General features: G+C 65.2%; 23 protein-coding genes. 10 read left to right on the top strand and 13 right to left on the bottom strand.

Annotation, left to right across the window (positions count from 1 at the left end; all coding sequences use genetic code 11):
* Nucleotides 1–14: 14 nt before the first annotated feature.
* The gene (queA, locus tag WD006_RS20735; RefSeq protein ID WP_060784829.1) at nt 15–1,076 is read right to left on the bottom strand and encodes a tRNA preQ1(34) S-adenosylmethionine ribosyltransferase-isomerase QueA; all 1,062 of its coding nucleotides are present in this window, start codon (nt 1,074–1,076) and stop codon (nt 15–17) included.
* 161 nt (nt 1,077–1,237) lie between these two features.
* Between queA and recG the strand changes: the two genes are divergently transcribed.
* The 5 genes from recG (at nt 1,238) to ubiA (ending at nt 6,403) form a co-directional block, all read left to right on the top strand.
* Nucleotides 1,238–3,397, top strand: a complete 2,160-nt coding sequence (gene recG / locus WD006_RS20730; protein ID WP_060784878.1) for an ATP-dependent DNA helicase RecG — start codon at nt 1,238–1,240, stop codon at nt 3,395–3,397.
* A gap of 120 nt (nt 3,398–3,517) precedes the next feature.
* Nucleotides 3,518–4,474 carry a LysR substrate-binding domain-containing protein gene (locus tag WD006_RS20725; RefSeq protein WP_060784830.1) on the top strand — a complete coding sequence of 319 codons (957 nt, stop codon included), beginning with the start codon at nt 3,518–3,520 and terminating at the stop codon, nt 4,472–4,474.
* Nucleotides 4,475–4,641: 167 nt separating this feature from the next.
* Nucleotides 4,642–4,833 carry a hypothetical protein gene (locus tag WD006_RS20720; protein WP_008641929.1) on the top strand — a complete coding sequence of 64 codons (192 nt, stop codon included), beginning with the start codon at nt 4,642–4,644 and terminating at the stop codon, nt 4,831–4,833.
* 85 nt (nt 4,834–4,918) lie between these two features.
* A complete protein-coding gene (locus tag WD006_RS20715) occupies nt 4,919–5,404 on the top strand; it encodes a Dps family protein (RefSeq protein ID WP_008641932.1) in 486 nt (161 codons plus the stop codon).
* Nucleotides 5,405–5,518: 114 nt separating this feature from the next.
* The gene (gene ubiA, locus WD006_RS20710) at nt 5,519–6,403 is read left to right on the top strand and encodes a 4-hydroxybenzoate octaprenyltransferase (protein ID WP_008641934.1); all 885 of its coding nucleotides are present in this window, start codon (nt 5,519–5,521) and stop codon (nt 6,401–6,403) included.
* A gap of 28 nt (nt 6,404–6,431) precedes the next feature.
* Here ubiA and proC read toward each other — a convergent pair whose 3' ends face one another.
* Together proC and WD006_RS20700 are read right to left on the bottom strand one after the other, a co-directional pair.
* Complete coding sequence (gene proC, locus WD006_RS20705; RefSeq protein ID WP_008641936.1) at nt 6,432–7,253, bottom strand: pyrroline-5-carboxylate reductase; 822 nt, start codon at nt 7,251–7,253, stop codon at nt 6,432–6,434.
* Nucleotides 7,254–7,338: 85 nt separating this feature from the next.
* Complete coding sequence (locus WD006_RS20700) at nt 7,339–8,028, bottom strand: YggS family pyridoxal phosphate-dependent enzyme (protein WP_060784831.1); 690 nt, start codon at nt 8,026–8,028, stop codon at nt 7,339–7,341.
* Between the two features lie 63 nt (nt 8,029–8,091).
* Here WD006_RS20700 and WD006_RS20695 point away from each other — a divergent pair, with 63 nt between their 5' ends.
* Genes WD006_RS20695 through WD006_RS20685 form a run of 3 tightly spaced genes read left to right on the top strand, consistent with a single transcriptional unit; the run spans nt 8,092 to nt 10,842 of the window.
* On the top strand, nt 8,092–9,135 hold the full coding sequence (locus tag WD006_RS20695) for a type IV pilus twitching motility protein PilT (protein WP_008641940.1): 1,044 nt from the start codon (nt 8,092–8,094) through the stop codon (nt 9,133–9,135).
* Between the two features lie 17 nt (nt 9,136–9,152).
* Nucleotides 9,153–10,292, top strand: coding sequence for a PilT/PilU family type 4a pilus ATPase (locus WD006_RS20690; protein ID WP_029307174.1), 1,140 nt, complete (start codon nt 9,153–9,155; stop codon nt 10,290–10,292).
* A gap of 55 nt (nt 10,293–10,347) precedes the next feature.
* Entirely contained in the window at nt 10,348–10,842 is a 495-nt protein-coding gene (locus WD006_RS20685; RefSeq protein ID WP_060784833.1) for a glutathione peroxidase, read from the top strand.
* A 26-nt stretch (nt 10,843–10,868) separates the two neighbouring features.
* Here WD006_RS20685 and WD006_RS20680 read toward each other — a convergent pair whose 3' ends face one another.
* The 10 genes from WD006_RS20680 to WD006_RS20635 all read right to left on the bottom strand — a co-directional run bounded on the left by WD006_RS20680 (nt 10,869) and on the right by WD006_RS20635 (nt 20,763).
* Nucleotides 10,869–11,561, bottom strand: coding sequence for a helix-turn-helix transcriptional regulator (locus WD006_RS20680; protein WP_011517476.1), 693 nt, complete (start codon nt 11,559–11,561; stop codon nt 10,869–10,871).
* 19 nt (nt 11,562–11,580) lie between these two features.
* Nucleotides 11,581–11,961, bottom strand: coding sequence for a VOC family protein (locus WD006_RS20675; RefSeq protein ID WP_017514351.1), 381 nt, complete (start codon nt 11,959–11,961; stop codon nt 11,581–11,583).
* A gap of 85 nt (nt 11,962–12,046) precedes the next feature.
* Nucleotides 12,047–12,772, bottom strand: coding sequence for an LrgB family protein (locus WD006_RS20670; RefSeq protein ID WP_008641945.1), 726 nt, complete (start codon nt 12,770–12,772; stop codon nt 12,047–12,049).
* Nucleotides 12,769–13,155, bottom strand: a complete 387-nt coding sequence (locus WD006_RS20665; protein WP_008641946.1) for a CidA/LrgA family protein — start codon at nt 13,153–13,155, stop codon at nt 12,769–12,771. The genes WD006_RS20670 and WD006_RS20665 overlap by 4 nt, the downstream gene beginning before the upstream one ends.
* Nucleotides 13,156–13,292: 137 nt before the next feature.
* Nucleotides 13,293–14,564 carry a glycolate oxidase subunit GlcF gene (gene glcF / locus WD006_RS20660; protein WP_011517474.1) on the bottom strand — a complete coding sequence of 424 codons (1,272 nt, stop codon included), beginning with the start codon at nt 14,562–14,564 and terminating at the stop codon, nt 13,293–13,295.
* Nucleotides 14,565–14,614: 50 nt separating this feature from the next.
* Complete coding sequence (gene glcE, locus WD006_RS20655) at nt 14,615–15,718, bottom strand: glycolate oxidase subunit GlcE (protein WP_011517473.1); 1,104 nt, start codon at nt 15,716–15,718, stop codon at nt 14,615–14,617.
* Nucleotides 15,719–15,751: 33 nt separating this feature from the next.
* A complete protein-coding gene (locus WD006_RS20650) occupies nt 15,752–16,675 on the bottom strand; it encodes an ion transporter (protein ID WP_011517472.1) in 924 nt (307 codons plus the stop codon).
* 52 nt (nt 16,676–16,727) lie between these two features.
* A complete protein-coding gene (locus WD006_RS20645; protein WP_011517471.1) occupies nt 16,728–18,230 on the bottom strand; it encodes an FAD-linked oxidase C-terminal domain-containing protein in 1,503 nt (500 codons plus the stop codon).
* Between the two features lie 213 nt (nt 18,231–18,443).
* Nucleotides 18,444–19,334, bottom strand: a complete 891-nt coding sequence (locus tag WD006_RS20640; RefSeq protein ID WP_060784834.1) for a LysR substrate-binding domain-containing protein — start codon at nt 19,332–19,334, stop codon at nt 18,444–18,446.
* A gap of 10 nt (nt 19,335–19,344) precedes the next feature.
* Nucleotides 19,345–20,763: an FAD-binding oxidoreductase gene (locus WD006_RS20635; protein ID WP_060784835.1), complete on the bottom strand. Its 1,419-nt coding sequence runs from the start codon at nt 20,761–20,763 to the stop codon at nt 19,345–19,347.
* Between the two features lie 158 nt (nt 20,764–20,921).
* Here WD006_RS20635 and WD006_RS20630 point away from each other — a divergent pair, with 158 nt between their 5' ends.
* Together WD006_RS20630 and dnaK are read left to right on the top strand one after the other, a co-directional pair.
* Nucleotides 20,922–21,476 (top strand): cob(I)yrinic acid a,c-diamide adenosyltransferase, encoded by a 555-nt coding sequence (locus tag WD006_RS20630; protein WP_011517468.1) that lies wholly within the window; start codon nt 20,922–20,924, stop codon nt 21,474–21,476.
* A 162-nt stretch (nt 21,477–21,638) separates the two neighbouring features.
* On the top strand, nt 21,639–23,585 hold the full coding sequence (gene dnaK / locus WD006_RS20625) for a molecular chaperone DnaK (RefSeq protein ID WP_060784836.1): 1,947 nt from the start codon (nt 21,639–21,641) through the stop codon (nt 23,583–23,585).
* Nucleotides 23,586–23,620: the final 35 nt, after the last annotated feature.

The raw sequence follows: 23,620 nt of genomic DNA, 5'->3' as shown, positions 1-23,620 counted from the left end.
GTTCTCGGGGGCGGTCAGGCGCGGCGGTCGCGGCGGGTGAGCAGCATGGCGTCGCCGTAGCTGAAGAAGCGGTAGCGCGCGTCCACGGCATGACGGTAGGCGTCGCGAATCGCCTCCACGCCGGCCAGCGCGGAGACCAGCATCAGCAGCGTGGACTTGGGCAGATGGAAGTTGGTGATCAGCGCGTCGACGATGCGGAAGGCGTAGCCGGGCGTGATGAAGATGTCAGTATCGCCGCTGCCCGCCTCCAGCGTGCCATCTTCGGCGGCGGCCGATTCCAGCGCGCGCAGCGACGTGGTGCCGACGGCGATCACGCGTCCGCCACGCGCGCGGGTCTCGCGCACGGCATCCGCCAGTTCGGGCGAGATGGCATACCACTCCGAATGCATCTTGTGCTCGGACAGGTTTTCGGTACGCACGGGCTGGAACGTGCCCGCGCCAACGTGCAGCGTCAGGAAGGCGCGGCGGATGCCGGCGGCGTCCAGCCGGGCGAACAGGGCGTCGTCGAAGTGCAATCCGGCCGTGGGCGCGGCCACCGCGCCGGGGTTGCGCGCGTAGACGGTCTGGTAGCGCGTTTCGTCGTAGGCGTCGGGGTCGTGGGTGATGTACGGCGGCAGCGGCAGGCGGCCGTAACGTTCGATCAGGTCGAGCGCGGGCTCGGGAAAGCGCAGTGTGAAGAACTGGTCGACGCGGGGGCCCACGGTCACTGCGAAGGCGTCATCCGCCAGGTGCAGCAGGCTGCCCTCGACAGGCGTCTTCGACGCGCGCACCTGGGCCAGCACCGTGTGGGTATCGACCACCCGTTCCACCAGCACTTCGATCCGGCCGCCGCTCGGCTTGTGGCCGAAAAAACGGGCCTTGATCACGCGCGTGTCGTTGAACACGAGCAGGTCGTCCGTATTCAGATATTCAAGGATGTCGCTGAAGGCGCGGTCGACCAGCCGCACCGCCTCGGACGTGTCCTCGGGGGCGGTCCGCTCCACCACCAGCAGACGGCTGGCGCTGCGGTCAGGCAGGGCGGACTGCGCGATCAGTTCGGGCGGCAGCGGAAAATCGAAATCGGACAGGGTCAACATGGCTGGATACAACGGCCAAAACCGTGCACGGCGGCAAGCTTTGTGGGCGTGCTACCGCGGTGATCGGTACGGCATGGGTAAAATCGGCGAATCCGACATTGTAAGGCTTGGGCGCCAGGCTTCGCCTGCTTGCCCATGTTGCCGCCCATATTCCCGCGCTGATGCCAGGCTCCGCCACCGAACCGATCGACGAACCCGCCTCCGCCGCCAGGAAATCCGCCAAGGCTGCCGATGCCAAGCCGTCCACGGCCGCAGCGCGGCTGGCCAAGCTCGGCCTGCGACGCAGTGTCGACCTCGTGCTGCACCTGCCGCTCCGCTACGAGGACGAAACCACGCTCGAGCCGATCCGCGACGCGATCCACCGTGCGGGTATTGGCCTGCCGGCGCAGATCGAAGGCGAAGTGATCTCGAACGAGGTGACGTTCCGCCCGCGCCGCCAGCTTGTGGTCAAGGTGGCCGATGAAACCGGCGAACTGACGCTGCGTTTCCTCAATTTCTACGGCGGCCAGACCAAGCAGATGGCCGAAGGCACGCGTCTGCGCGTGCGCGGCGAGATTCGCGGCGGCTTCTTTGGCGCCGAGATGGTCCATCCAACCGTGCGGGCGGTGACGCCGGGCGAGCCGTTGCCGGACCGCCTGACGCCGGTCTATCCGGCCACCGCCGGGATTTCTCAGGCTTACCTGCGCAAGGCCATCGGCGGGGCGATGCAGCGCACGCCGATGCCGGAAACCCTGCCCCAGGCGGTGCTGCGCGGGCCGCTGGCGCAGTTGAAGCTGCCGCCGCTGATCGATTGCCTGCGCCTGCTGCACAACCCGCCACAGCAGGAAAGCGAGGCCGCGCTGGCCGATCGCTCGCATCCGGCGTGGGTGCGGATCAAGTTCGATGAACTGCTCGCGCAGCAGATTTCGCTGCGCCGCTCGCAGGCCGCGCGCAAGGAGAAGAACGCGCCGTCGATGCCGCGCCGTGCGGGTGGCTTGCTGACCAGCTTCCTTGGCGCGCTGCCGTTCCGCCTGACGGGCGCGCAGCAGCGGGTGGTCGAGGAAATCGCCGCCGACATGGCCCGTCCGCACCCCATGCATCGTCTGCTTCAGGGCGACGTGGGCAGCGGCAAGACGATCGTCGCCGCGCTGGCCGCGTGCCAGGCGATCGACGCCGGCTATCAGGCCGCGTTGATGGCGCCGACCGAAATCCTGGCCGAGCAGCATTTCCGCAAGTTGTCCGCATGGCTCGAACCGCTTGGCGTGCCTGTGGTCTGGTTGGCGGGCAGTCTGAAGGCGAAGGAGAAGCGCGAGGCCGTGGCGCGCGCCGAATCGGGCGAGGCGAAGCTAGTGATCGGCACCCATGCGCTGATCCAGGACACCGTCCGGTTCGCCCGGCTCGGTCTGGCCGTGGTCGACGAGCAGCATCGCTTCGGCGTTGCCCAGCGGCTGGCGCTGCGTGGCAAGGCCGCGGAAGCGGACCAGCCGGGCGAGCCGGCGCGACCGGCGGAGGAAAAAGTGGTGCCGCACCAGCTCATGATGTCGGCCACGCCGATCCCGCGCACGCTGGCGATGACCTACTACGCCGACCTCGATGTGTCGGTGATCGACGAATTGCCGCCCGGCCGCACGCCAATCGTCACGCGGCTGGTCAATGACGCGCGCCGCGACGAGGTGATCGAGCGCGTGCACCATGCGGCCGCCGAAGGGCGCCAGGTCTACTGGGTGTGTCCGCTGATCGAGGAAAGCGAGGCGCTGCAGCTCCAGACGGCAGTCGAGACGTACGAAACGCTGGTTGCGGCGCTGCCCGATCTGCGTGTCGGGCTGGTTCACGGGCGGCTGCCACCGGCCGAGAAGGCCGCCGTGATGGACGATTTCACCGCCAACCGGCTGCAGGTGCTGGTGGCCACCACCGTGATCGAAGTGGGCGTCGACGTTCCCAATGCATCGCTGATGGTGATCGAACACGCCGAACGTTTCGGGCTGGCGCAACTCCACCAGTTAAGGGGGCGCGTGGGGCGGGGAAGCGCCGAGTCGGTCTGCCTGCTGATGTACCAGGCGCCGCTGTCGCCCACAGCGCGCGAGCGGCTGGCGACGATGCGCGAAACCACCGACGGCTTCGAGATCGCACGGCGCGACCTGCAGATTCGCGGCCCCGGTGAATTCCTGGGTGCCCGGCAGTCGGGCGAGGCGATGCTGCGATTCGCCGACCTCGAAACCGATGCCTGGCTCGTCGATTACGCCCAGGAGGCCGCCGAGCTGATGTTGGAACGGTACCCGGAAGCGGTGGAGGCGCATCTGTCGCGCTGGCTGGGTGGCCGGGAGCACTTCCTGAAGGCCTGATGTCGCGCCTTCGCCATATTGGAGACGTCTGAAAGTGGCTAATAAGTTTCTTTTGCCTGTCGATCTGACAAGGACGGGAATCGAAGCTAAAATCTATCGCCTAACCGGAATTGATTGATCATGACGCTCACCGAACTCAAGTACATCGTCGCCGTGGCGCGCGAGCGCCATTTCGGCCGGGCTGCCGAGGCCTGCTTCGTGTCGCAGCCGACCCTGTCGGTCGCCATCAAGAAGCTGGAGGACGAGCTGACCGTGCAGATCTTCGAGCGGGGCACCTCCGAGGTGTCGGTGACGGCCATCGGCGAGCAGATCGTCGCGCAGGCGCAGCGTGTGCTTGAGCAGACCATGGCGATTCGTGAGATCGCCAAGCAGGGCAAGGACCCGCTGGCCGGGCCGCTGCGATTGGGCGTGATCTACACGATCGGGCCGTACCTGCTGCCGGCACTGGTCAAGCAGATGATCGAGACCGTGCCGCAGATGCCGCTGATGCTGCAGGAGAACTACACGAACAAGCTGATCGAACTGCTCAAGCAGGGCGAAATCGACTGCGCGATCATGGCCGAGCCGTTCCCGGACTCCGGCCTGACGGTGCGTCCGCTGTATGACGAGCCGTTCGTGGTGGCCGTGCCGCGCGGGCACCAGCTTTCCCAGCAGACCAAGGTGGATCCGGACGAACTGAAGCAGCAGACCATGCTGCTGCTCGGCAGCGGCCATTGTTTCCGCGATCACGTGCTGAGCGTGTGTCCGGAACTGTCGCGCTTCTCGCAGGCGGCCGACGGCATCCAGAAGACGTTCGAAGGTTCGTCGCTCGAGACCATCCGCCATATGGTGGCCAGCGGCGTCGGTATCACCGTGCTGCCGCGCACCTCGGTGCCCGACCTCAAGCCGCACAACGACATGCTGTCCTACGTGCCGTTCGCCGAGCCCGTGCCGGACCGCCGCGTGGTGCTGGCCTGGCGCAAGAGCTTCACGCGCCTTCCCGCCATGGAAGCGCTGGCCAACGCGGTGACCGCGTGCGAACTGCCCGGCGTGCGCAGGCTCAGCGACACGGAGACGGTCGAGGCCGTCGCGGCCTGAATCCCATCCCGGCCTGACCGCCGGGCCATATCCCTTCTGCAAGCATAGGTATCGTCTATTCGATATATGAAATTTATCGAATAGACGATTCAATAGTCGCCTAATACACTTCTTCCATCGGGTTCCGGGAACCCGTCCAGAAACGCGATGGACTATGGAGTGACATCATGGCAATGCTCAATCTTTTCGTATCAGGCTTCCGCCAACTCCGCGCACAAGCGCGCGACGCCGGCCGTGGTGAGGCCTCTCGCCTGCGCCGCAAGGTGGTACGCAAGGAAATCGGCATGGCAATCGTCGCGCTCGGCGCGATGGCGATGTTCCTCGATGCCGCAAGGGGGCTTTCTTCCCTTGTGGCGTAGTCCTGGTGCGATAATGGCCACTGTCCGCCCGCGTCACATTGGGGCGCCGATCCTCGTGGCTTGAACAAAATGGAGCTGAACGACCATGGCAAAGAAGAATGAGATGAGCGTGAACATCGGTATCTCGGACAAGGACCGCAAGAAGATCGCGGAAGGCCTTTGCAAGCTGCTGGCCGATACGTACACCCTCTACCTCAAGACCCATAACTTCCACTGGAACGTGACGGGTCCGATGTTCAACACGCTGCATCTGATGTTCGAGACGCAGTACAACGAGCTGGCGCTGGCCGTGGACGCAATCGCCGAGCGTATCCGCGCATTGGGCTATCCGGCCCCGGGCACCTACAAGGAATACGCCAAGTTGTCCTCGATCGCCGAGGAAGAGGGCGTGCCCGAAGCCACCGAGATGATCCGCAAGCTCGTGGAAGGCCAGGAAGCCGTGGTGCGCACCGCGCGCTCGCTGTTCCCGGCGATCGATGCCGCTGGCGACGAACCGTCGGCGGACCTGCTGACCCAGCGCATGCAGACGCACGAGAAGACCGCGTGGATGCTGCGTTCGCTGCTGGCCTGATCCCCGTCATGCCAGTCACCGGTTGCCACGTCGCTTGCGGCAACCGGGCCAACGCGTCACGGCCCAACTGGCCGCGGCGCGTTTTTGCTTGAGTCTTGCCAGAAGTACGCCGCCATGTCCCATCCCTCCACCGCCCCCGCCCACCCGAGCCGTCTGGCGCTATACGCGCGCCTGGTTCGCATCGACAAGCCGATTGGCACGCTGCTGTTGCTATGGCCCACGCTCTGGGCCATGTGGATGGCCGCCGGCGGGCCGCCGGGATGGACCCTGTTCTGGATCTTCTTCGCTGGCACGTTCCTGATGCGTTCGGCCGGTTGCGCCATGAACGATTGGGCCGACCGCGATTTTGACAAGCACGTGAAACGCACGAAGGAGCGGCCGCTGACCGCCGGGCTGATTGCCAGCTGGGAAGCGCTGGCCGTGGCGGCGGTGCTGGCGCTGATCGCGCTGGCGCTGATTCTGCCATTGAATTCGCTGACCAAATGGTTGGCAGTGGTGGCCGCCGTCCTGGCGGGTACCTATCCGTTCTTCAAGCGGTTTTTCGCGATCCCGCAAGCGTACCTGGGTATCGCATTCGGCTTCGGCATCCCGATGGCCTTCGCGGCGATCCAGGATCAGGTGCCGTTCGTGGCCTGGCTGATGCTGCTGGCCAATGTGTTCTGGGCGATTGCCTATGACACCGCATACGCGATGGTCGATCGCGATGACGACCTGCTGCTGGGCATGAAGACGTCGGCGATCACGTTTGGCCGGTTCGACGTGGCCGCGATCATGATCTGCTACGCCGCCTTCCTGGGTTTGATGGCCTGGGCAGGATCGCTGCTCGGACTGGGCTGGCCGTACTATGCCGGCCTGGTGGCAGCCGCGGGGATGGCGGGCTATCACTACACGCTGATTCGCGAGCGCGACCGCATGAAGTGTTTCGCGGCCTTCCGGCACAACAACTGGCTGGGTGCCTGCGTGTTCGCCGGGACGTTCGTGGCGTATCTGCTGAAGTAAGAAACCGGGGCCAGGCCCCGGTTTTTTCTTAGTCCTTCCCGAACTCCGCTCCCATCTCGCGGCCCCGCGCGGCGGCGGCCAGCATGGCGCGAACGAAGGCGTCCTGGATGCCGCTGGCGTCCATCGAGGTCAGCGCGGCATAGGTCGTGCCGCCTTTCGACGTGACACGCTCACGCAGCGTCGATACTGGTTCGGACGACTCCGCTGCCAGCGCGGCGGCTCCGCGGAACGTTTCGACGGCCAGCTTGCGACCCTGCTCGGCGGACAGGCCCATCTCGGTGGCGGCGCGTTCCATCGCCTCGACGAAATAGAACACGTACGCCGGGCCGCTGCCGGAAATCGCCGTTACGGCGTCGATCTGGTCGTCGCCCTCGACCCACACGCACTGGCCGACGGCCTCGGCCACGGCCTTGGCGATGGCGCGGTCTTCGTCGGACAGACCCGGGGCGGCGGCCAGTCCGGTCATCCCCATGCCGGCCAGCGCGGGCGTATTGGGCATCGCGCGGACAAGCCGGTTGGTGCCCAGCCAGCGTTGCATGTCCTGAAGCCGGATGCCAGCCGCCACGCTGATGATCAGGCTGTTCTTCAACTGCGGCGCCAGGGCTCCCACTGCGTCCTTGAACTGCTGCGGCTTGACCGCCAGCACGATCACGTTGCTGGCGCCAAACGCGGCGTCCGGTGCAGCCAGGGTCTGTACGCCAAGCGTCGTGGCCAGGCGTTGGCGGGCGTCTTCGAACGGATCGACCACGCGAATCGCGTTGGCTGGCACGCCACGGGCTACCAGGCCACCGATCAGGGCAGAGGCCATATTGCCGCCGCCGAGGAAGCCGAAAGTAAGGGAGTCGAGCATCATGGTTCCAGTCTGCCGGCACGACGCATGTCGGCTGGCGTTGATGAATCTGTTGAGCGTGGAGGGTGTGAAGCGACGGGCGCCGTCAGCCTCGTGCGCCGAATATCGCGGTGCCGATCCGCACCATCGTCGCGCCCTCGGCGATGGCCGCGGGCATATCGGCGGACATCCCCATCGAGAGCGTATCCACATCCAGTCCGGACTGCCGCAGTTCCTCGAGCAACCGGCGCAGCGCGGCAAATGGCACGCGCTGGGCGGCCAGGTCCGCTGCCGGCGCGGGAATCGCCATCAGGCCGCGCAATCGCAGGTTCGGCAATGCGGCCACGGCGCGCGCCAGCGCCAGCACTTCCTCGGGAAGCACGCCGCTCTTGGTGTCTTCGTTGCTGATATTGACCTGGATGCAGACCTGCAGGGGCGCCAGATCCGCCGGCCGCTGCGCAGACAGCCGCTCCGCGATCTTCAGGCGGTCGATGGCGTGGACCCAGTCGAATTGCTCGGCCACGGGGCGGGTCTTGTTGCTTTGCAGCGGGCCGATGAAGTGCCACGCGATGCGGCTGCGCAGATCGCCCAGCGCGGCGATCTTGTCCAGACCTTCCTGCACGTAGTTCTCGCCAAACGCTGGCTGTCCGGCCTCGAAGGCCTCGCGCACGCGATCAGGTGAGACGGTCTTGGAGACGGCCAGCAGGGTCACCCCGGAAGGGGCCCGGCCGGCTTGTTGTGCAGCCGCCGCGATGTCATTCTTCACGGCTTGCAAGTTGGCGGCGATTACAGACATAATCCGGCGAACATACCAAAGAAGTACAACAAAAAGCAGTCTTTTAGGGTGGGGTCATTATAGATGGACATCGCGCAGCTATTGGCTTTTGCGGTCAAGAACAAGGCATCCGATCTCCACCTCTCGGCTGACATGCCGCCGATGGTGCGTATTCACGGGGATATGCGCCGCATCAACGTCGCGGCAATGACGCACAAGGACGTCCACGCCATGGTGTACGACATCATGAGCGACGTTCAGCGCAAGTCTTATGAAGAGCGCCTTGAGGTCGATTTCTCCTTCGAGATCTCTGGTCTGTCCCGTTTCCGGGTCAACGCCTATACCACCCAGCGCGGCGCGGCCGCGGTGTTCCGGACGATTCCGTCGAAGGTCCTGACGCTCGAGGACCTGCGCGCGCCCGCCGTGTTCGCCGATCTGTGCATGAAGCCGCGTGGCCTGGTGCTGGTCACCGGGCCCACGGGCTCGGGCAAGTCGACCACGCTCGCCGCGATGGTCGACCATCGCAACGACAACGACATGGGTCACATCCTCACGGTGGAGGATCCAATCGAATTCGTGCATCAGTCCAAAAAGAGTCTGATCAACCAGCGCGAGCTTGGCCCTCACACCCATTCGTTCGCCAACGCGCTGCGCTCGGCACTGCGCGAGGACCCGGACGTGGTTCTGGTGGGTGAATTGCGTGACCTGGAAACGATCCGCCTGGCGCTGACCGCCGCGGAAACCGGTCACCTGGTTTTCGCCACGCTGCACACGAGTTCGGCCGCCAAGACGATTGACCGTGTGGTCGACGTGTTCCCGCCGGAAGAAAAGGACATGGTGCGAACCATGCTGTCGGAGTCGCTCGAGGCCGTGATCTCGCAGACGCTGCTCAAGACACGCGACGGCAACGGTCGGACGGCGGCACATGAAATCATGATCGCCACGCCTGCGATTCGCCACCTGATCCGCGAAAACAAGATCGCGCAGATGTACTCGATGATGCAGACGTCGAGCGGCCTGGGCATGCAGACGCTGGACCAGTGCCTGAGCGACCTGATCAAGCGGGGCATGATCAACTACAGCGACGCGCGGGCGATTGCGAAAAATCCCGACGCCTTCATGGGTTAAGGGGGAAGGGAATGACCATACTCGACCGCGAATCCGCTGCAAAGTACATCAACGAAATGCTGGGGCTGATGGTCAAGAACCGTGGCTCCGATCTGTTCATCACCGCGGAATTTCCTCCGGCCGTCAAGGTCGACGGGAAGATCACGCCGGTTTCCCAGCAGCCGTTGAATCCGACTCACGCGCTGACCCTGGTGTGTTCGATCATGAACGAACGCCAGACCAAGGAGTTCGAGGACACCCGCGAATGCAATTTCGCGATCGCCGTGCCGGACGTCGGACGTTTCCGTGTCTCGGCCTTCATCCAGCAAGGCCGCGCAGGCATGGTGCTGCGGACCATCAACACCCGCATTCCATCGGTCGAAGACCTGGACCTGCCGCCGACGCTGCATGAGATCGTGATGTCCAAGCGCGGTCTGGTGATCGTCACCGGCGCCACTGGCTCGGGCAAGTCGACCTCGCTGGCGGCCATGCTCGACCACCGCAACGCGCATTCGTACGGCCACATCATCACGATCGAGGACCCGATCGAATACGTCCACGCGCATCAGAACTGCATCGTCACGCAGCGCGAGGTGGGGATCGACACCGAGTCGTGGCACGTCGCGCTCAAGAACACGCTGCGCCAGGCGCCGGACGTGATTCTGATCGGCGAAATCCGCGATCGCGACACGATGGAATACGCGATGCAGTACGCGGAAACGGGCCACCTTTGCCTGGCCACGCTGCACGCGAACAACGCCAACCAGGCGATCGACCGTATCGTCAACTTCTTCCCAGAGGAAAAGCGCCAGCAGCTTCTGATCGACCTGTCGCTGAACCTGAAGGCGATGATCTCGCAGCGCCTGCTGCCACGTGCCGGCCGCAAGGGCCGCGTGCCGGCGGTGGAGATCATGATCGGCACGCCGCTAGTGGCCGACCTGATCTTCAAGGGCGAGATTCACGAGCTCAAGGAAGTCATCAAGAAGTCGCGCGAGCAGGGCATGATCTCGTTCGACCAGGCGCTGTTCGAACTCTACGAGACGGAGAAGATCACGTACGAAGACGCGCTCAAGAACGCTGACTCGCTCAACGACCTGCGCCTGATGATCAAACTCCACAGCAAACGCCATCGCGACAACGATCTCGGCGCCGGCACCGAACACCTGAACGTGATCTGAGCGGACGCGGTATTCTCACGGCCTGTACTGCCCCCATACACCGCAGGAGACCACGATGAGCAATGTGTACCAGTTCGAAGCCAATTCGCTGTCCGGCCAGCCTCAGCCGCTGGCCGACTACCGCGGCAAGGTGCTGCTGATCGTCAACACCGCGAGCGAATGTGGCTTCACGCCGCAATACGCGGGCCTGCAGACGCTGCAGGCGTCCTATCAGGCGCGCGGCTTCGACGTGCTTGGCTTTCCCTGCAACCAGTTTGGCAAGCAGGAGCCTGGTGACGCCGAACAAATTGGCGCGTTTTGCGAATCCCGATTTCACGTCACGTTCCCGATGTTCGAGAAAATCAACGTGAACGGCGCGGACGCGCATCCGCTCTACAAGTGGCTGACGTCGGAGAAGCGGGGGTTCCTCGGTACCCAGGCGATCAAGTGGAATTTCACCAAGTTCCTGCTGCGCCGCGACGGTACCGTCTTCAAGCGTTATGCGTCCACAACCAAGCCCGAGGAAATCCGCGCGGACATCGAGTCGCTGCTCGCCGAACAACCGGCGTGAGATAAACCGGTCGGCGCCGTGCCCGACTATCCCTGCGTGTCGGAATGGATGGTGCGGAGGAATCCGTTGAGCGAACGCTCTGACGTCTCGAGGAAATGCTCGTCGAGCATCGTCAGGGCGCGGCAGCGGTCCAGCCGGAAGCTGCGGTAGTCGGAGCGCGTCGTGCACCACGCCGCCAGCAGCCAGACATTACCCCAGAAGAACAGGCCCAGTGGTTGCACCACGCGCACGCTTTCGCGTTGCTGCGCGTCGCTGTAGTCGATCCGCAGCAGGCGTTGCGCGCCGATGGCCGTATGCACGATGTCGAAAGCCTCGCGCACGGCGGGCTGGTTGACGTACTCGGGCGCGAAAATGCGGCTCTGCTGCGCAGCCACGCGCCGTTGCGGCGGTAGCGCGGCCATCAGTTTTTCGAGCGAGGGGTCGGCTGCGGCGGCCAGTGCGCCGCCTCCCCAGGCCTTGAGCAGGCGCAACCCGGCCACCATGGCCTCGACTTCCATCGACGTGAACATCAGTGGCGGCACGTCGTAGTCGGGCCGCAGCCGGTAGCCAATGCCGGCCTCGCCTTCAACCGGCACGCCCGAGAGCGACAGCGCCTGGATATCCCGATAGACCGTGCGTTCGGAAACGCCCAGGCGCTGGGCCAGCAGCGCCGCCGTGGTCAGGCGGCGGCCTCGCAGGACCTGGACGATCTGGAACAGGCGGTCGGCGCGTCGGCTCACGGGGTGCTCACTTTCCTCGTCAGTGGGTGCCCGGCTCGTGCAGGCCGATCCGGTTGCCCTCGCTGTCCTTGATATGCGCGTAGCGCCCAAGGTTGTCAGGCAGGTTGACCGGCCCTTCGAGCGTATGGCCGCCGGCGTGGCTGACACGTGCCAGCACGTCGTCAAGTTGCGGGGCGTTCAGGTACGGCACCGGGCCATAGAACGCGCTCGCGCGGTACTGGTCGCCCTGGACCAGCGCGCCCGATCCGTCGCCGTGGGTGAACACGGCCATATCGACTTTACCCATTGTCTCGCGGCGCAGCGGATGCTCGAACACGGCTTCATAGAACTGGACCGCGCGCTGCATGTCGGTCACCGGGATTTCCAGCCAGTTGACCAGGGTGGTGTTGGGGGTGGACATCTTGGCTCTCCTCGTTACGAAGTTGGGAGAACGGATCATGCGCGCGGGCTCCTGACAGCGTACTGTCAGGAGCGTGTCAGGGGTGTCAATGCGGCATCCAGGCCGCCAGCACCGGCACCATGATGGCCGTCAGTACGCCATTCAGCCCCATCCCGAGTGCCGAGAAGGCCCCGGCTTCCTGGCTGACCTGGAATGCCCGTGCCGTGCCGATGCCGTGCGCGGCCACGCCCGTGGCGAAGCCGCGCACCGTGTAGTCCCGCACGCGCAGCAGGTTAAGCAGGCCGGTGGCGGTGACGGCGCCGATGATGCCGGTTGCCATGACCAGCACCGCAGTCAGCGAGGGCAGGCCACCGATCTTTTCCGATACCCCCATCGCAATCGGGATGGTCACCGATTTCGGCGCAAGCGATCGAATCACGTCAGGCGTCGCGCCGAGTGCGTAGGCGATGCCCACCGCCGACACGACGGCCGCGAACGAACCGGCCACCAGGCCACACAGCAGGGGGAACACGTTGGTGCGCAGCTTCGGCAATTGCGTGTAGAGCGGCACGGCCAGCGCCACCGTCGCGGGGCCGAGCAGGAAGTGCACGAACTGCGCGCCGTCGAAGTAGGTCTTGTACGGCGTACCCGTGACGGTCAGCACGGTCACAAGGATCGCCACCGAGATCATCACCGGATTGGCCAGCGGCGAGAAACGCGCGCGCTCGTAGATGCGGAACGCGAACACGTAGGCGATCAACGTGGCGGTGAGCCCGATCAGCGGACTCGCTGCCAGGTAGACCCAGATTTCGTTCAGGCGTGGCGACATCATGGCTGTGCTCCCGTGTCCGCCGACGTGTCGACAGGCGTGTCGGCAGGAGGCTTGCGCATCAGCGCGCGCGTGACCAGCGCCGTGACCGCGATGGCCACCCAGGTGGAAACCACCAATGCGATGACGATGGGGAGCCATTCGCTGCCGATTCGGTTGGCGTGCACCATGATGCCGACGCCGGCCGGCACGAACAGCAGCGACAGGTGCTTGAGCAGTTCATTCGCGGAGTTCTGGACGACGGGCAGCAACCGGTTGTCGAAGACCAGCCAGCCGAACAGCAGGAGCATGCCGATCACGGGACCCGGCACGGGCAGGTGCAGCGCGTAGCTGATCACCTCGCCCACGGTCTGAAAGACCAGCAGGATGGCAAACGTCTGAAGCATGGGGCGCGTAGGGAGACGAAATGTGCCGACATGGTACTCCCGTACAAGATGCGTGCAAGCCGGACGTCAGTGCTGTCGTTGGCTTCCTGCTCCCCTCGCCCATGCACGGGAGAGAGGAGACAGCCATCACCCGTGGCTTACGCCGCCTGTGCCGCCACAACCGGCGCCAGCATCCGGTCCACCAGCTCGACCCAGTGCATCACTGGTGTTTCGGTGCCGCTTTGCAGATGCGTGATGCAGCCGATATTGGCCGTGACGATGGATTCCGGCGAGGTGGCCTGCAGCTTGGCGAGTTTGTCGTCGCGCAGCTTGTACGACAGTTCGGGCTGCAGCACCGAGTAGGTGCCGGCGGAGCCGCAGCACAGGTGGCTGTCCGCGCAGAGGCGCACGTCCACACCCAGGCGGGTCAGCAGCGCTTCGACCTTGCCGCGGATCTGTTGCCCGTGCTGCAGCGTGCACGGCGGATGCCACGCCACGCGGCGGCTATCGCGCGGCACGGCGCCGGCCAGGCGGTGCAGTTCATCGGTAAAGTCGGGCAGCAGCTCCGACAAGTCGCGCGTCATGGCCGATACACGCGCGGCGCGCGATGCGTACGTCGGATCGTTGCGCAGCAGGTGGCCGTAGTCCTTGACCATGGCGCCGCAGCCCGACGCGGTCATGACGATCGCTTCGGCTCCGGCCTCGATATGCGGCCACCATGCGTCGATGTTCGCGCGCATATTGTCGAGCCCGCCTGGATGGTCGCCATTGTGGAAGCGGATGGCGCCACAACAACCGGCTTCCCGCGCCACCACCAGTTGTACGCCGAGTTTGTCGAACACACGTGCCGTGGCGGCATTGATGTTGGGCGACATGGCCGGTTGCACGCAGCCGTCGAGCAACAGCATTTTGCGGGGATGCTCGGTGCGTGGCCAGGTGCCCGCCACGGGCTCGCTCGCGGGTACCTTGTTGCGCAGCATCTGCGGCAGCCAGGGGCGCACGATCTGGCCGAGTCTCAGTGCGGGGCCGAACAGCGCTGGGCGCGTCAGGCCTTCGCGCAGCACCCAGCGCACGATGCGTTCCTTGGCCGGGCGCTTGATGCCTTGCGCCTCCAGCCGGTCATCAACGATCTTGCGGCCGATGTCCACCAGGTGGCCATAGGTCACGCCAGACGGGCAGGTGGATTCGCAATTGCGGCAGGTCAGGCAGCGATCCAGATGCAGGCGCGTGCTTTCCGTGACGGGGTTGCCCTCGAGCACCTGCTTCATCAGGTAGATGCGGCCGCGCGGCCCGTCGAGTTCGTCGCCGAGCAACTGGTAGGTCGGGCACGTGGCCGTGCAGAAACCGCAGTGCACGCATTTGCCGACGATGGATTTCGCCTCTTCGCCCTCGGGCGTGTTGCGCAGGAAATCGGCCAGTGTGGTTTGCATGATATGGGGTCGCTGTGGTCGCGAAGGTCGCTATGGGGTTGCCTGCGGACTCAGAGTCCGTTGTACATGCGCTGCGGATTGAAAATGCCCGCAGGGTCGAAGGTGTCCTTGAGCCGCTTGTGGATCGCGGCCAGCGGCGATGACAGCGGCGTGAACACGCCAACGGACTTGTCGCCATTGCGGAACAGCGTGGCGTGACCACCGGCTGCCTGCGCTGCGGCGCGTACCCGATCCGCCGATGCGGCGCTGTCATCCGGAGCGATCCACCAGCGCTGGCCGCCACCCCATTCCACGAGCTGAGCGCCGGGCAGGTCCAGCGGCTTGCAGACCGTCGGTACGGCGATGCGCCACAGGGCGCGGCCTGTATCGTTTGCTGGGGAGAAGAACGCGTGCGTCTGTTCGCGCAAGACCATCCACAACTGCTGGGCGTGGCTGGCGTCGACGACCTCGCCGCCCAGGTTGTCACGCGCGGCGCAAACTGCGGCGGTCGCGCCGCTGAGTCGCACATGCAGGAATCCGTCGTGCCACGCCGACGCCGCGATCGGCAACGGCTGGCCGCCCCATTTGTTGAGCTGGTCGATCGCCTCGGCCTGGTCCATCGCGAAGCGCAACGTGGCGTCATCGAATGGCACGGGCAGCACCTTCAGCGAGACCTCGAGAATCAGGCCGAGCGTGCCGAGCGAGCCGGCCAGCAGGCGCGACACGTCATAGCCGGCCACGTTCTTCATCACCTGGCCACCGAAGTTCATGATCTCGCCGTGGCCGTCCATCAATTGCGCGCCCAGCACGAAGTCGCGCAGCGCTCCCGCGGACTGACGGCGAGGACCGGACAACCCGGCCGCCACCGCGCCGCCGATCGTGGCCGTGCTGGCCTGGCCGCGCAGCGCGAAATGCGGCGGCTCGAAGGCCAGCATCTGGCGCTTCTGCGCCACCGCGTCCTCGATCTCGGCCAGCGGCGTGCCGCAGCGTGCCGTGATCACGAGTTCGGCGGGATCGTATTCGACGATGCCGCGATAGGCCCGCGTATCGAGCACGGTGCCGGCCAGCGCCTGGCCATAGAAGTCCTTGCTGCCGCCACCGCGCAGGCGCAGCGGTGTGCGGGTGTCGCCGGCTTGGCGGATCGCATCGCGAAAGGCGTCGAGAGTGGCTTGCATGAGGACGTTGTCGTAATTGGGAATTGGGGGGCGTCAGCGGGATCGGCTACCGTCGTCGCCGCGTCGGTCGGTGGCCAGTTCGGTTCGATACTCTGGCAACGCGGTGCCACAGTGCTTGCAGAACGTGGCGTCGGGCTCGTGGCCTTCGGTCAGGCAGTGTTCGCACGAGCGCGTGGTCAGCGGGCGCCGGATGATGCTTGCAGCCAGTTCCGCGCCAACGATGCCAGTCGGAAACGCGATGATTCCGTAGCCGAGCAGGATCGTGATCGACGTAATGAACTGACCGATCGGCGTCTTCGGCACCATGTCGCCGAAGCCCGTGGTGGTGAGTGTGACGATGGCCCAGTACATGCTGACCGGGATGCTCGTGAAGCCGTGCGTGGGGCCTTCCACCACGTACATGATCGTGCCCAGGATTACCGTGATGATGAATACGGTGCCCAGGAACACGAAGATCTTGCGGCGGCTGTTGGACAGCGCGAGCATGAGGATCTCGGCTTCCTCGAAATAGACCGTCAGCTTGAGAATCCGGAAGACACGCAACAGCCTCAGCAGGCGCACGTCGATCAGGAAGGCGAGTTCCGGCACGAAGAACGACGCCCAGGTCGGAATGATCGACAAGAAGTCGATGATGCCGTAGAAGCTGAAGACGTAGCGCAGCGGGCGCCGCACGACGCTCAGCCGCATGATGTATTCGGTCGTGAACAGCAGCGTGAACAGCCACTCGAGCGCGGTGAACACCGTGCCCAGGCGCGCGTGAATGGCCTGGATGCTGTCGAGCATGACCACGGCTACGCTGGCGATGATGGCCACCAGCAGCACGATGTCGAACGTGCGGCCCGGGCGCGTGTCCGCTTCGAAGATGATCGTGTACCAGCGCTGGCGCCATCCCGACTCGGGTTGGCCGAGCCGTTGACGAATGCGCGCGTTTTGATCGGATCGTGTGGATCGTGACATGTGCAAGGCGGAGAAGGGTTGCGGACTCTCGCGCCTTCCCGTCTGGATAGTGTCAGAAACGCGGCAGGTCCGGATGCGGCAGCAGGCCGCGCTTGACGTGCATCTTGCCGTATTCGGCGCAGCGCGCAAGCGTGGGGATTGCCTTGTCCGGGTTCAGCAGCCGGGCGGGATCGAATGCGGCCTTGACCCCGAAGAACGCGTCGCGCTCGGACGGGGAGAACTGCACGCACATCGAGTTGAGTTTTTCCACGCCCACACCGTGCTCGCCGGTCACGGTGCCGCCGAGTTCCACGCAGGCCTCCAGGATGTCCGACCCGAACAGCTCCGCGCGCTGCCACTCGTCGTGATCGGCGCCATCGAACAGGATCAGGGGGTGCATATTGCCATCGCCCGCATGGAAAACGTTGATGCAGCGCAACCCGTATTTGTGCTCCATCTGCTCGATGCGCTTGAGCAGCGTGCCGATGTGCTTGCGGGGAATCGTGCCGTCCATGCAGTAGTAGTCGGGCGAGATGCGGCCCGCGGCCGGGAAGGCGTTCTTGCGGCCGCTCCAGAAGCGCAGGCGCTCGGCTTCGCTTTGCGACACCGTGATGCGCGTCGCGCCTGATGCGCGCAGCACCTCGCTCATGCGGGCGATTTCCTCGGCCACTTCCTCGGGCGTGCCATCCGACTCGCACAGCAGGATCGCGGCGGCGTCGAGGTCGTAGCCGGCCTTGACGAACTCCTCCACGGCGGCCGTGGCGGGCTTGTCCATCATCTCCAGCCCGGCCGGGATAATGCCAGCGGCGATCACGTCGGCCACGGCATTGCCGCCTTTTTCCACATCATCGAAGCTGGCCATGATGACCTGCGCGAGTTGCGGTTTGGGAATGAGCCTCACGGTGACTTCCGTGACCACGGCCAGCATGCCCTCGGAGCCGATCATCGCGGCCAGGAGGTCGAGGCCCGGCGCGTCGGGCGCCTCGGACCCGAACACGACCACCTCGCCTTCCATCGTCACCGCGCGCACGCGCAGCACGTTGTGGACCGTCAGGCCGTACTTGAGGCAATGCACGCCACCCGAGTTCTCGGCCACGTTGCCGCCGATGGAACAGGCGATCTGCGAGGATGGATCGGGCGCGTAGTAGAGGTTGTGCGGGGCGGCAGCGTCGGAGATTGCCAGGTTGCGCACGCCGGGCTGAACCACCGCCGTGCGGGAATACGGATCGAGCGACAGGATGCGCTTGAACTTGGCCAGCGACAGAACCAGTCCGCCGGCGATCGGCATCGCGCCGCCAGACAGGCTGGTGCCGGAGCCGCGCGGCACCACCGGCACGCCGAGCTCGTGGCACAGGCGCAGCACTGCGCAGACCTGCTCCTCGGTATCGGGCAGCACCACGGCGTCTGGAACCTGGCGATAGGCGGCCAGGCCGTCGCATTCGTACGGCACGGTGTCCTCGGCCTTCCACAGCACGGCCGTGTCGGGCAGGATGCGGGCGAGGCCGGCCAGCAGCGTGGCGCGTCGCGTCTCCGCGGATTCACCGGCGACAGTTTGGGCGTCTTGCGGGGCGTTCATGACAACTCCTGTGACGGACCGGCCGACGCGCACGATTCCCGCGTGGATGCGTGCTCGTACCGGGGCCGGGACGGCAGACTATAGCGCAGGCACCCCGCCGGGAGCGCCCTGGCGCACGTGAATTCGGCACGACGACCCGATCAAAAAGGTTCATGCCGGGTGCAAATGCCCAAGGTCGCGGACGAAGCCGCTTCCAGCGTAGTGGCTTGCCCGCTACCAGTCCAGCCCGAGCAGCCAGTCGATGAAGTAGCGCGCCTCGGGCATCAGCGGCGCCTGCTCGCGTTCGACGATGTAGTAGCCGTGTGGCGATACCGACTCGATATCGAGCAGCTTCACCATCTGGCCCGCCGCCAGCCACTGCCGCGCCATGCGCTGGCGCACCAGTCCCACGCCCTGGTTCGAGACGATCGCCTCCAGCATCAGGCCGATATCGTTGAACTGCGCGCCAGTCTGCGGCTCCGGCCAGTCCAGGCCGGCGGTTTCGAACCACGGCCGCCACGGTTCCAGCGGGCTGCGCAGCAGCGTCAGATTGTGCAGATCCTCGGGTTTGGTGACCGCAAAGCCGTTCACGCGCTCGTAGTACTCGCGCCCGCACGCCGGAAACACGGGCTCGACCAGCAGTTTCGTGGTCTTCAGGTCGGGGTAGCGGCCGGTGCCGTAGCGGATTTCGATATCGGTGTCCTCGGCCTTGACGTCGAGGAACGGCACGGCCAGGTGCAGTTCGAGATCGATATGCGGATAGAGCGCGGTGAACTCGGGCAGGCGCGGCACCAGGTGCTGGCGACCGAATGTCGGCGGAATCGCCACGCGCAGCCGTGTGCGCAGCTTGTTGTACTCGGGGCGCGCCAGTTCGTTGAGCGACTTCAGCGCATCCTGCACGTTGCGCTGGTAGCGCGTGCCGGCCGCGGTCAGCCGCAGCGCGGCGTTCGAGCGCACGAACAGGTCGTCGCCCCAGAGTTCCTCAAGGTTCTTGATCCTGTGCGAGACCGCGCTCGGCGTCACCGAGAGCTCCTCGGCAGCACGCGCGAAGCTGCCCAGCCGGGCAGCCGCTTCGAACGCGATCAGCAGGTGCAGGGGTGGGACGCGATGGAAAACCGATGCCATGGCCGCGTGCTCAGCGCGTGGCGCTGAAGATCTTGCCCGGATTCAGGATGTGGTTCGGGTCGAGCGCATCCTTGATCGCGCGCATCAGGTCGAGCGCATCCTCGCCATGCTCCTGCACCAGAAATCCCATCTTGTGCAGGCCCACGCCGTGCTCGCCGGTGCAAGTGCCGCCCATCGCCAGCGCGCGCTGCACGATGCGGCGGTTGATGTCCTCGGCCTCGGCCATTTCCTCGGGCTTGTCCGGGTCCACCAGGATCGCCACGTGGAAGTTGCCATCCCCGACGTGACCGACGATCGGGCAGGGCAGCGACGACGCATTCAGATCGCGCTCGGTTTCGGTCACGCAGTCGGCCAGCCGAGAGATCGGCACGCAGACGTCGGTGGTGACCGATTTGCAGCCCGGCTTCAGCTGGAGCATCGCGAAATAGGCGGTGTGGCGAGCATTCCAGAGCCGCGACCGGTCCTCGGGCCGTGTGGCCCATTCGAAGCCCTGGCCGCCGTGCTCGGCGGCGATGTCCTGCACGGTCTCGGCCTGTTCGCGCACGCCGGCCTCGGTGCCATGGAACTCGAAGAACAGGTGGGGCGTTTCCGGCAAGGTCAGATTGTCATGGCGGTTGATCGCACGGATTGCCAGGGCGTCGACGAACTCCACGCGGGCCACGGGCACGCCAAGCTGGATCGTCTGGATGGTGGCACGCACGGCGTCGCCCATGCTCGGGAAGGCGCAGACGGCCGCGGAGATCGCTTCCGGCTGTGGATAGAGCCGCACCGTAACTTCGGTGATGATGCCGAGCGTGCCTTCGCTGCCGACAAACAGGCGCGTCAGGTCATAGCCCGCCGACGACTTGCGCGCATTGGTGCCGGTGCGGATGACCCGGCCGTCGGCCGTGACCACGGTCAGCGCCAGCACGTTCTCGCGCATGGTGCCGTAGCGGACCGCGTTGGTGCCCGAGGCGCGCGTGGCGCACATGCCACCCAGCGATGCATCGGCGCCTGGGTCGATCGGGAAGAACAGGCCCGTGTCCTTGATCTCCTGGTTGAGCTGTTTGCGCGTGACGCCGGGCTGGACGGTGACGGTCAGATCCTCGGGGTGCACGGCCAGCACCCGGTTCATCTGCGACAGGTCGAGGCTGATACCGCCGGCCACGGCCAGCAGGTGGCCCTCGAGCGAGGAGCCGGCGCCGTAGGGGATCAGCGGCACGCCATGCGTGTTGCAGAGCTTCGCCAGTTCGGCCACTTCCTCGGTGCTATGGGCAAAGACCACGGCGTCCGGCAGTTCGGGCGGGAACGGGGATTCGTCGCGGCCATGATGCTCGCGCACGCCGGCCGAGGTGGTGAAGCGGTCGCCGAAGCGGGCGGCGAGGGCATCGGCCAGTTCCGATGGGAACGGCCGGCGCGCCAGGGCGGTGGCAGGTGTGGGGTGGTTCATGCGGGTCTCCGGCTCGGGCCGTATAGCTCTGTATGCAAGGGAATGCCGCCATTCTACGTCGCCTTCCACGTCTCCCATACGTCCCCGGTACGCGCCGCCCGGCCCCGGAGGGTCCATAATTGCGCCACTTCTAAAACACTGACCACAAGGAGACCGGCATGGGTAATCGCCTGTCCAAAATTGCCACGCGCACCGGCGATGCCGGCACCACGGGCCTCGGCGATGGCAGCCGGGTCGGCAAGAACAGCCTGCGCATCGTCGCGATCGGCGACGTGGATGAGCTGAATTCCCATATCGGCCTGCTGCTGACCGAACCGGATCTGCCCGAGGACGTCCGCGCCGCGCTGCTCCATATCCAGCACGACCTGTTCGACCTGGGTGGTGAACTCTCCATCCCGGGCTATACCTTGCTCAAGGCACCCCAGGTGGCCCAGCTCGACGACTGGCTGGCCCATTACAATGCCGCCCTGCCACGGTTGGCCGAATTCATCCTGCCGGGCGGAAGCCGGCCCGCCGCGCAGGCCCACATCTGCCGTACGGTCTGCCGCCGGGCGGAACGTGCGCTTGTGGAGTTGGGCGCCGCCGAAGCGCTCAACGAGGCGCCGCGCCAGTACCTGAACAGGCTGTCAGACCTGCTGTTCGTGCTGGCCCGTGTGCTGAACCGCGCGGGTGGCGGGAGCGACGTGCTCTGGCAGCGTGAGCGGGAGTCCTGAATAGTTACGTATGAGCCACTTATTAGCCTGACTCGTTTTTCCGAGAAATTTACTCGGATTTGCGAATTTCGCCCTTGAAATGGCCCGCGATGGCCACATTTCGCATTCAGGTTGAATTGCAGCCCTGATCTCAAGAAGCAGGGCTCAATAGGAGAGAACACTATGGGTAAGATCATCGGTATCGACCTCGGTACCACCAACAGCTGCGTGTCCATTCTGGAAGGCAACACGCCGAAAGTCATCGAGAACTCCGAAGGCGCACGCACCACGCCGTCGATCATCGCCTACATGGAAGATGGCGAGATCCTGGTTGGCGCGCCTGCCAAGCGCCAGGCCGTCACCAACCCGCGTAACACGCTGTACGCGGTGAAGCGCCTGATCGGCCGCAAGTTCGAAGAGAAGGAAGTCCAGAAGGACATCGGCCTGATGCCGTACGCGATCGTCAAGGCCGACAACGGCGACGCCTGGGTTGGCGTGCGCGACCAGAAGCTGGCCCCGCCGCAGGTTTCGGCCGAAGTGCTGCGCAAGATGAAGAAGACCGCCGAGGACTACCTGGGCGAGCCCGTGACCGAAGCCGTGATCACGGTGCCGGCGTACTTCAACGACTCGCAGCGCCAGGCAACCAAGGATGCCGGCCGCATCGCCGGGCTGGACGTCAAGCGCATCATCAACGAACCGACCGCTGCAGCGCTGGCGTTCGGCATGGACAAGAACGAGAAGGGCGACCGCAAGATTGCCGTGTATGACCTCGGCGGCGGCACGTTCGACATCTCGATTATCGAAATCGCCGACGTGGATGGCGAAAAGCAGTTCGAAGTGCTGTCGACCAACGGCGACACGTTCCTCGGTGGCGAGGACTTCGACCAGCGCATCATCGACTACATCATCGGCGAGTTCAAGAAGGAACAGGGCGTCGATCTGTCGAAGGACGTGCTGGCGCTGCAACGCCTGAAGGAAGCCGCTGAAAAGGCCAAGATCGAACTGTCGAGCTCGCAGCAGACCGAGATCAACCTGCCGTACATCACGGCCGATGCCTCGGGTCCGAAGCACTTGAACCTGAAGATCACGCGCGCCAAGCTCGAAGCGCTGGTGGAAGAACTGATCACCCGCACGATCGAACCGTGCCGTACCGCGATCAAGGATGCAGGCGTCAAGGTCAGCGACATTGACGACGTGATCCTGGTCGGCGGCATGACCCGTATGCCGAAGGTGCAGGAACAGGTGCGCGAGTTCTTCGGCAAGGAAGCCCGCAAGGACGTGAACCCGGACGAAGCCGTGGCCGTGGGTGCCGCCATCCAGGGTTCGGTGCTGTCGGGCGACCGTACCGACGTGCTGCTGCTGGACGTGACGCCGCTGTCGCTGGGCATCGAAACGCTGGGTGGCGTGATGACCAAGATGATCAACAAGAACACGACCATCCCGACCAAGCACGCACAGGTTTTCTCGACCGCTGACGACAATCAGCCGGCCGTGACGATCAAGGTGTACCAGGGCGAGCGCGAGATGGCCACCGGCAACAAGATGCTGGGCGAGTTCAACCTGGAAGGCATTGCGCCGGCACCGCGTGGCACGCCGCAGATCGAGGTCTCGTTCGACATCGACGCCAACGGCATTCTGCATGTGGGCGCCAAGGACAAGGCCACCGGCAAGGAAAACCGCATCACGATCAAGGCGAACTCGGGTCTGTCGGAAGACGAGATCCAGCGCATGGTGAAGGATGCCGAAGCCAATGCCGAGGAAGACAAGCGCGCCCGTGAGCTGGCCGATGCCCGCAACCAGGCCGACGCGCTGATCCACTCGACGCGCAAGGCGCTGGGCGAGTACGGCGACAAGCTCGAAGCTGGCGAGAAGGAAAAGATCGAAGCCGCGATCAAGGACCTGGAAGACGCCGCCCGCGGCGGTGACAAGGCCGAGATCGATGCCAAGGTCAACGCGCTGTCCGAAGCCAGCCAGAAGCTGGGCGAGAAGGTCTACGCCGACATGCAGGCCCAGGCCGGTGAAGGTGCGGCGGCAGGTGCCGGCGCAGCCGGCGGCGCTCAGCAGCAGGCCCAGCCGCAGGACGACAACGTCGTGGATGCCGAGTTCAAGGAAGTGAACGACAAGAAGTAATCGGGACGGCGGGTGGCGGCGCGGGTGATGCCGGC

Source organism: Cupriavidus sp. Met-2, from assembly GCF_049843575.1.
In the GTDB taxonomy this organism is placed as follows: Bacteria; Pseudomonadota; Gammaproteobacteria; order Burkholderiales; family Burkholderiaceae; genus Cupriavidus; species Cupriavidus metallidurans.
Note: the sequence above shows the minus strand (reverse complement) of the source record. Positions and strands in the feature narration are given on the sequence as shown.

Excerpts from the sequence above, each read along its gene's own strand:
- glcF (WP_011517474.1), bottom strand. The coding sequence starts at position 14,564 with ATGCAAACCACACTGGCCGATTTCCTGCGCAACACGCCCGAGGGCGAA.
- WD006_RS20640 (WP_060784834.1), bottom strand. The coding sequence starts at position 19,334 with ATGGCATCGGTTTTCCATCGCGTCCCACCCCTGCACCTGCTGATCGCG.
- glcE (WP_011517473.1), bottom strand. The coding sequence starts at position 15,718 with ATGCAAGCCACTCTCGACGCCTTTCGCGATGCGATCCGCCAAGCCGGC.
- WD006_RS20670 (WP_008641945.1), bottom strand. The coding sequence starts at position 12,772 with ATGATGTCGCCACGCCTGAACGAAATCTGGGTCTACCTGGCAGCGAGT.
- dnaK (WP_060784836.1), top strand. The coding sequence starts at position 21,639 with ATGGGTAAGATCATCGGTATCGACCTCGGTACCACCAACAGCTGCGTG.
- WD006_RS20685 (WP_060784833.1), top strand. The coding sequence starts at position 10,348 with ATGAGCAATGTGTACCAGTTCGAAGCCAATTCGCTGTCCGGCCAGCCT.
- recG (WP_060784878.1), top strand. The coding sequence starts at position 1,238 with ATGCCAGGCTCCGCCACCGAACCGATCGACGAACCCGCCTCCGCCGCC.
- WD006_RS20665 (WP_008641946.1), bottom strand. The coding sequence starts at position 13,155 with ATGCTTCAGACGTTTGCCATCCTGCTGGTCTTTCAGACCGTGGGCGAG.
- WD006_RS20720 (WP_008641929.1), top strand. The coding sequence starts at position 4,642 with ATGGCAATGCTCAATCTTTTCGTATCAGGCTTCCGCCAACTCCGCGCA.
- queA (WP_060784829.1), bottom strand. The coding sequence starts at position 1,076 with ATGTTGACCCTGTCCGATTTCGATTTTCCGCTGCCGCCCGAACTGATC.
- WD006_RS20725 (WP_060784830.1), top strand. The coding sequence starts at position 3,518 with ATGACGCTCACCGAACTCAAGTACATCGTCGCCGTGGCGCGCGAGCGC.
- WD006_RS20675 (WP_017514351.1), bottom strand. The coding sequence starts at position 11,961 with ATGTCCACCCCCAACACCACCCTGGTCAACTGGCTGGAAATCCCGGTG.
- WD006_RS20700 (WP_060784831.1), bottom strand. The coding sequence starts at position 8,028 with ATGTCTGTAATCGCCGCCAACTTGCAAGCCGTGAAGAATGACATCGCG.
- WD006_RS20635 (WP_060784835.1), bottom strand. The coding sequence starts at position 20,763 with ATGAACCACCCCACACCTGCCACCGCCCTGGCGCGCCGGCCGTTCCCA.
- proC (WP_008641936.1), bottom strand. The coding sequence starts at position 7,253 with ATGCTCGACTCCCTTACTTTCGGCTTCCTCGGCGGCGGCAATATGGCC.
- WD006_RS20650 (WP_011517472.1), bottom strand. The coding sequence starts at position 16,675 with ATGTCACGATCCACACGATCCGATCAAAACGCGCGCATTCGTCAACGG.
- ubiA (WP_008641934.1), top strand. The coding sequence starts at position 5,519 with ATGTCCCATCCCTCCACCGCCCCCGCCCACCCGAGCCGTCTGGCGCTA.
- WD006_RS20630 (WP_011517468.1), top strand. The coding sequence starts at position 20,922 with ATGGGTAATCGCCTGTCCAAAATTGCCACGCGCACCGGCGATGCCGGC.
- WD006_RS20695 (WP_008641940.1), top strand. The coding sequence starts at position 8,092 with ATGGACATCGCGCAGCTATTGGCTTTTGCGGTCAAGAACAAGGCATCC.
- WD006_RS20645 (WP_011517471.1), bottom strand. The coding sequence starts at position 18,230 with ATGAACGCCCCGCAAGACGCCCAAACTGTCGCCGGTGAATCCGCGGAG.
- WD006_RS20715 (WP_008641932.1), top strand. The coding sequence starts at position 4,919 with ATGGCAAAGAAGAATGAGATGAGCGTGAACATCGGTATCTCGGACAAG.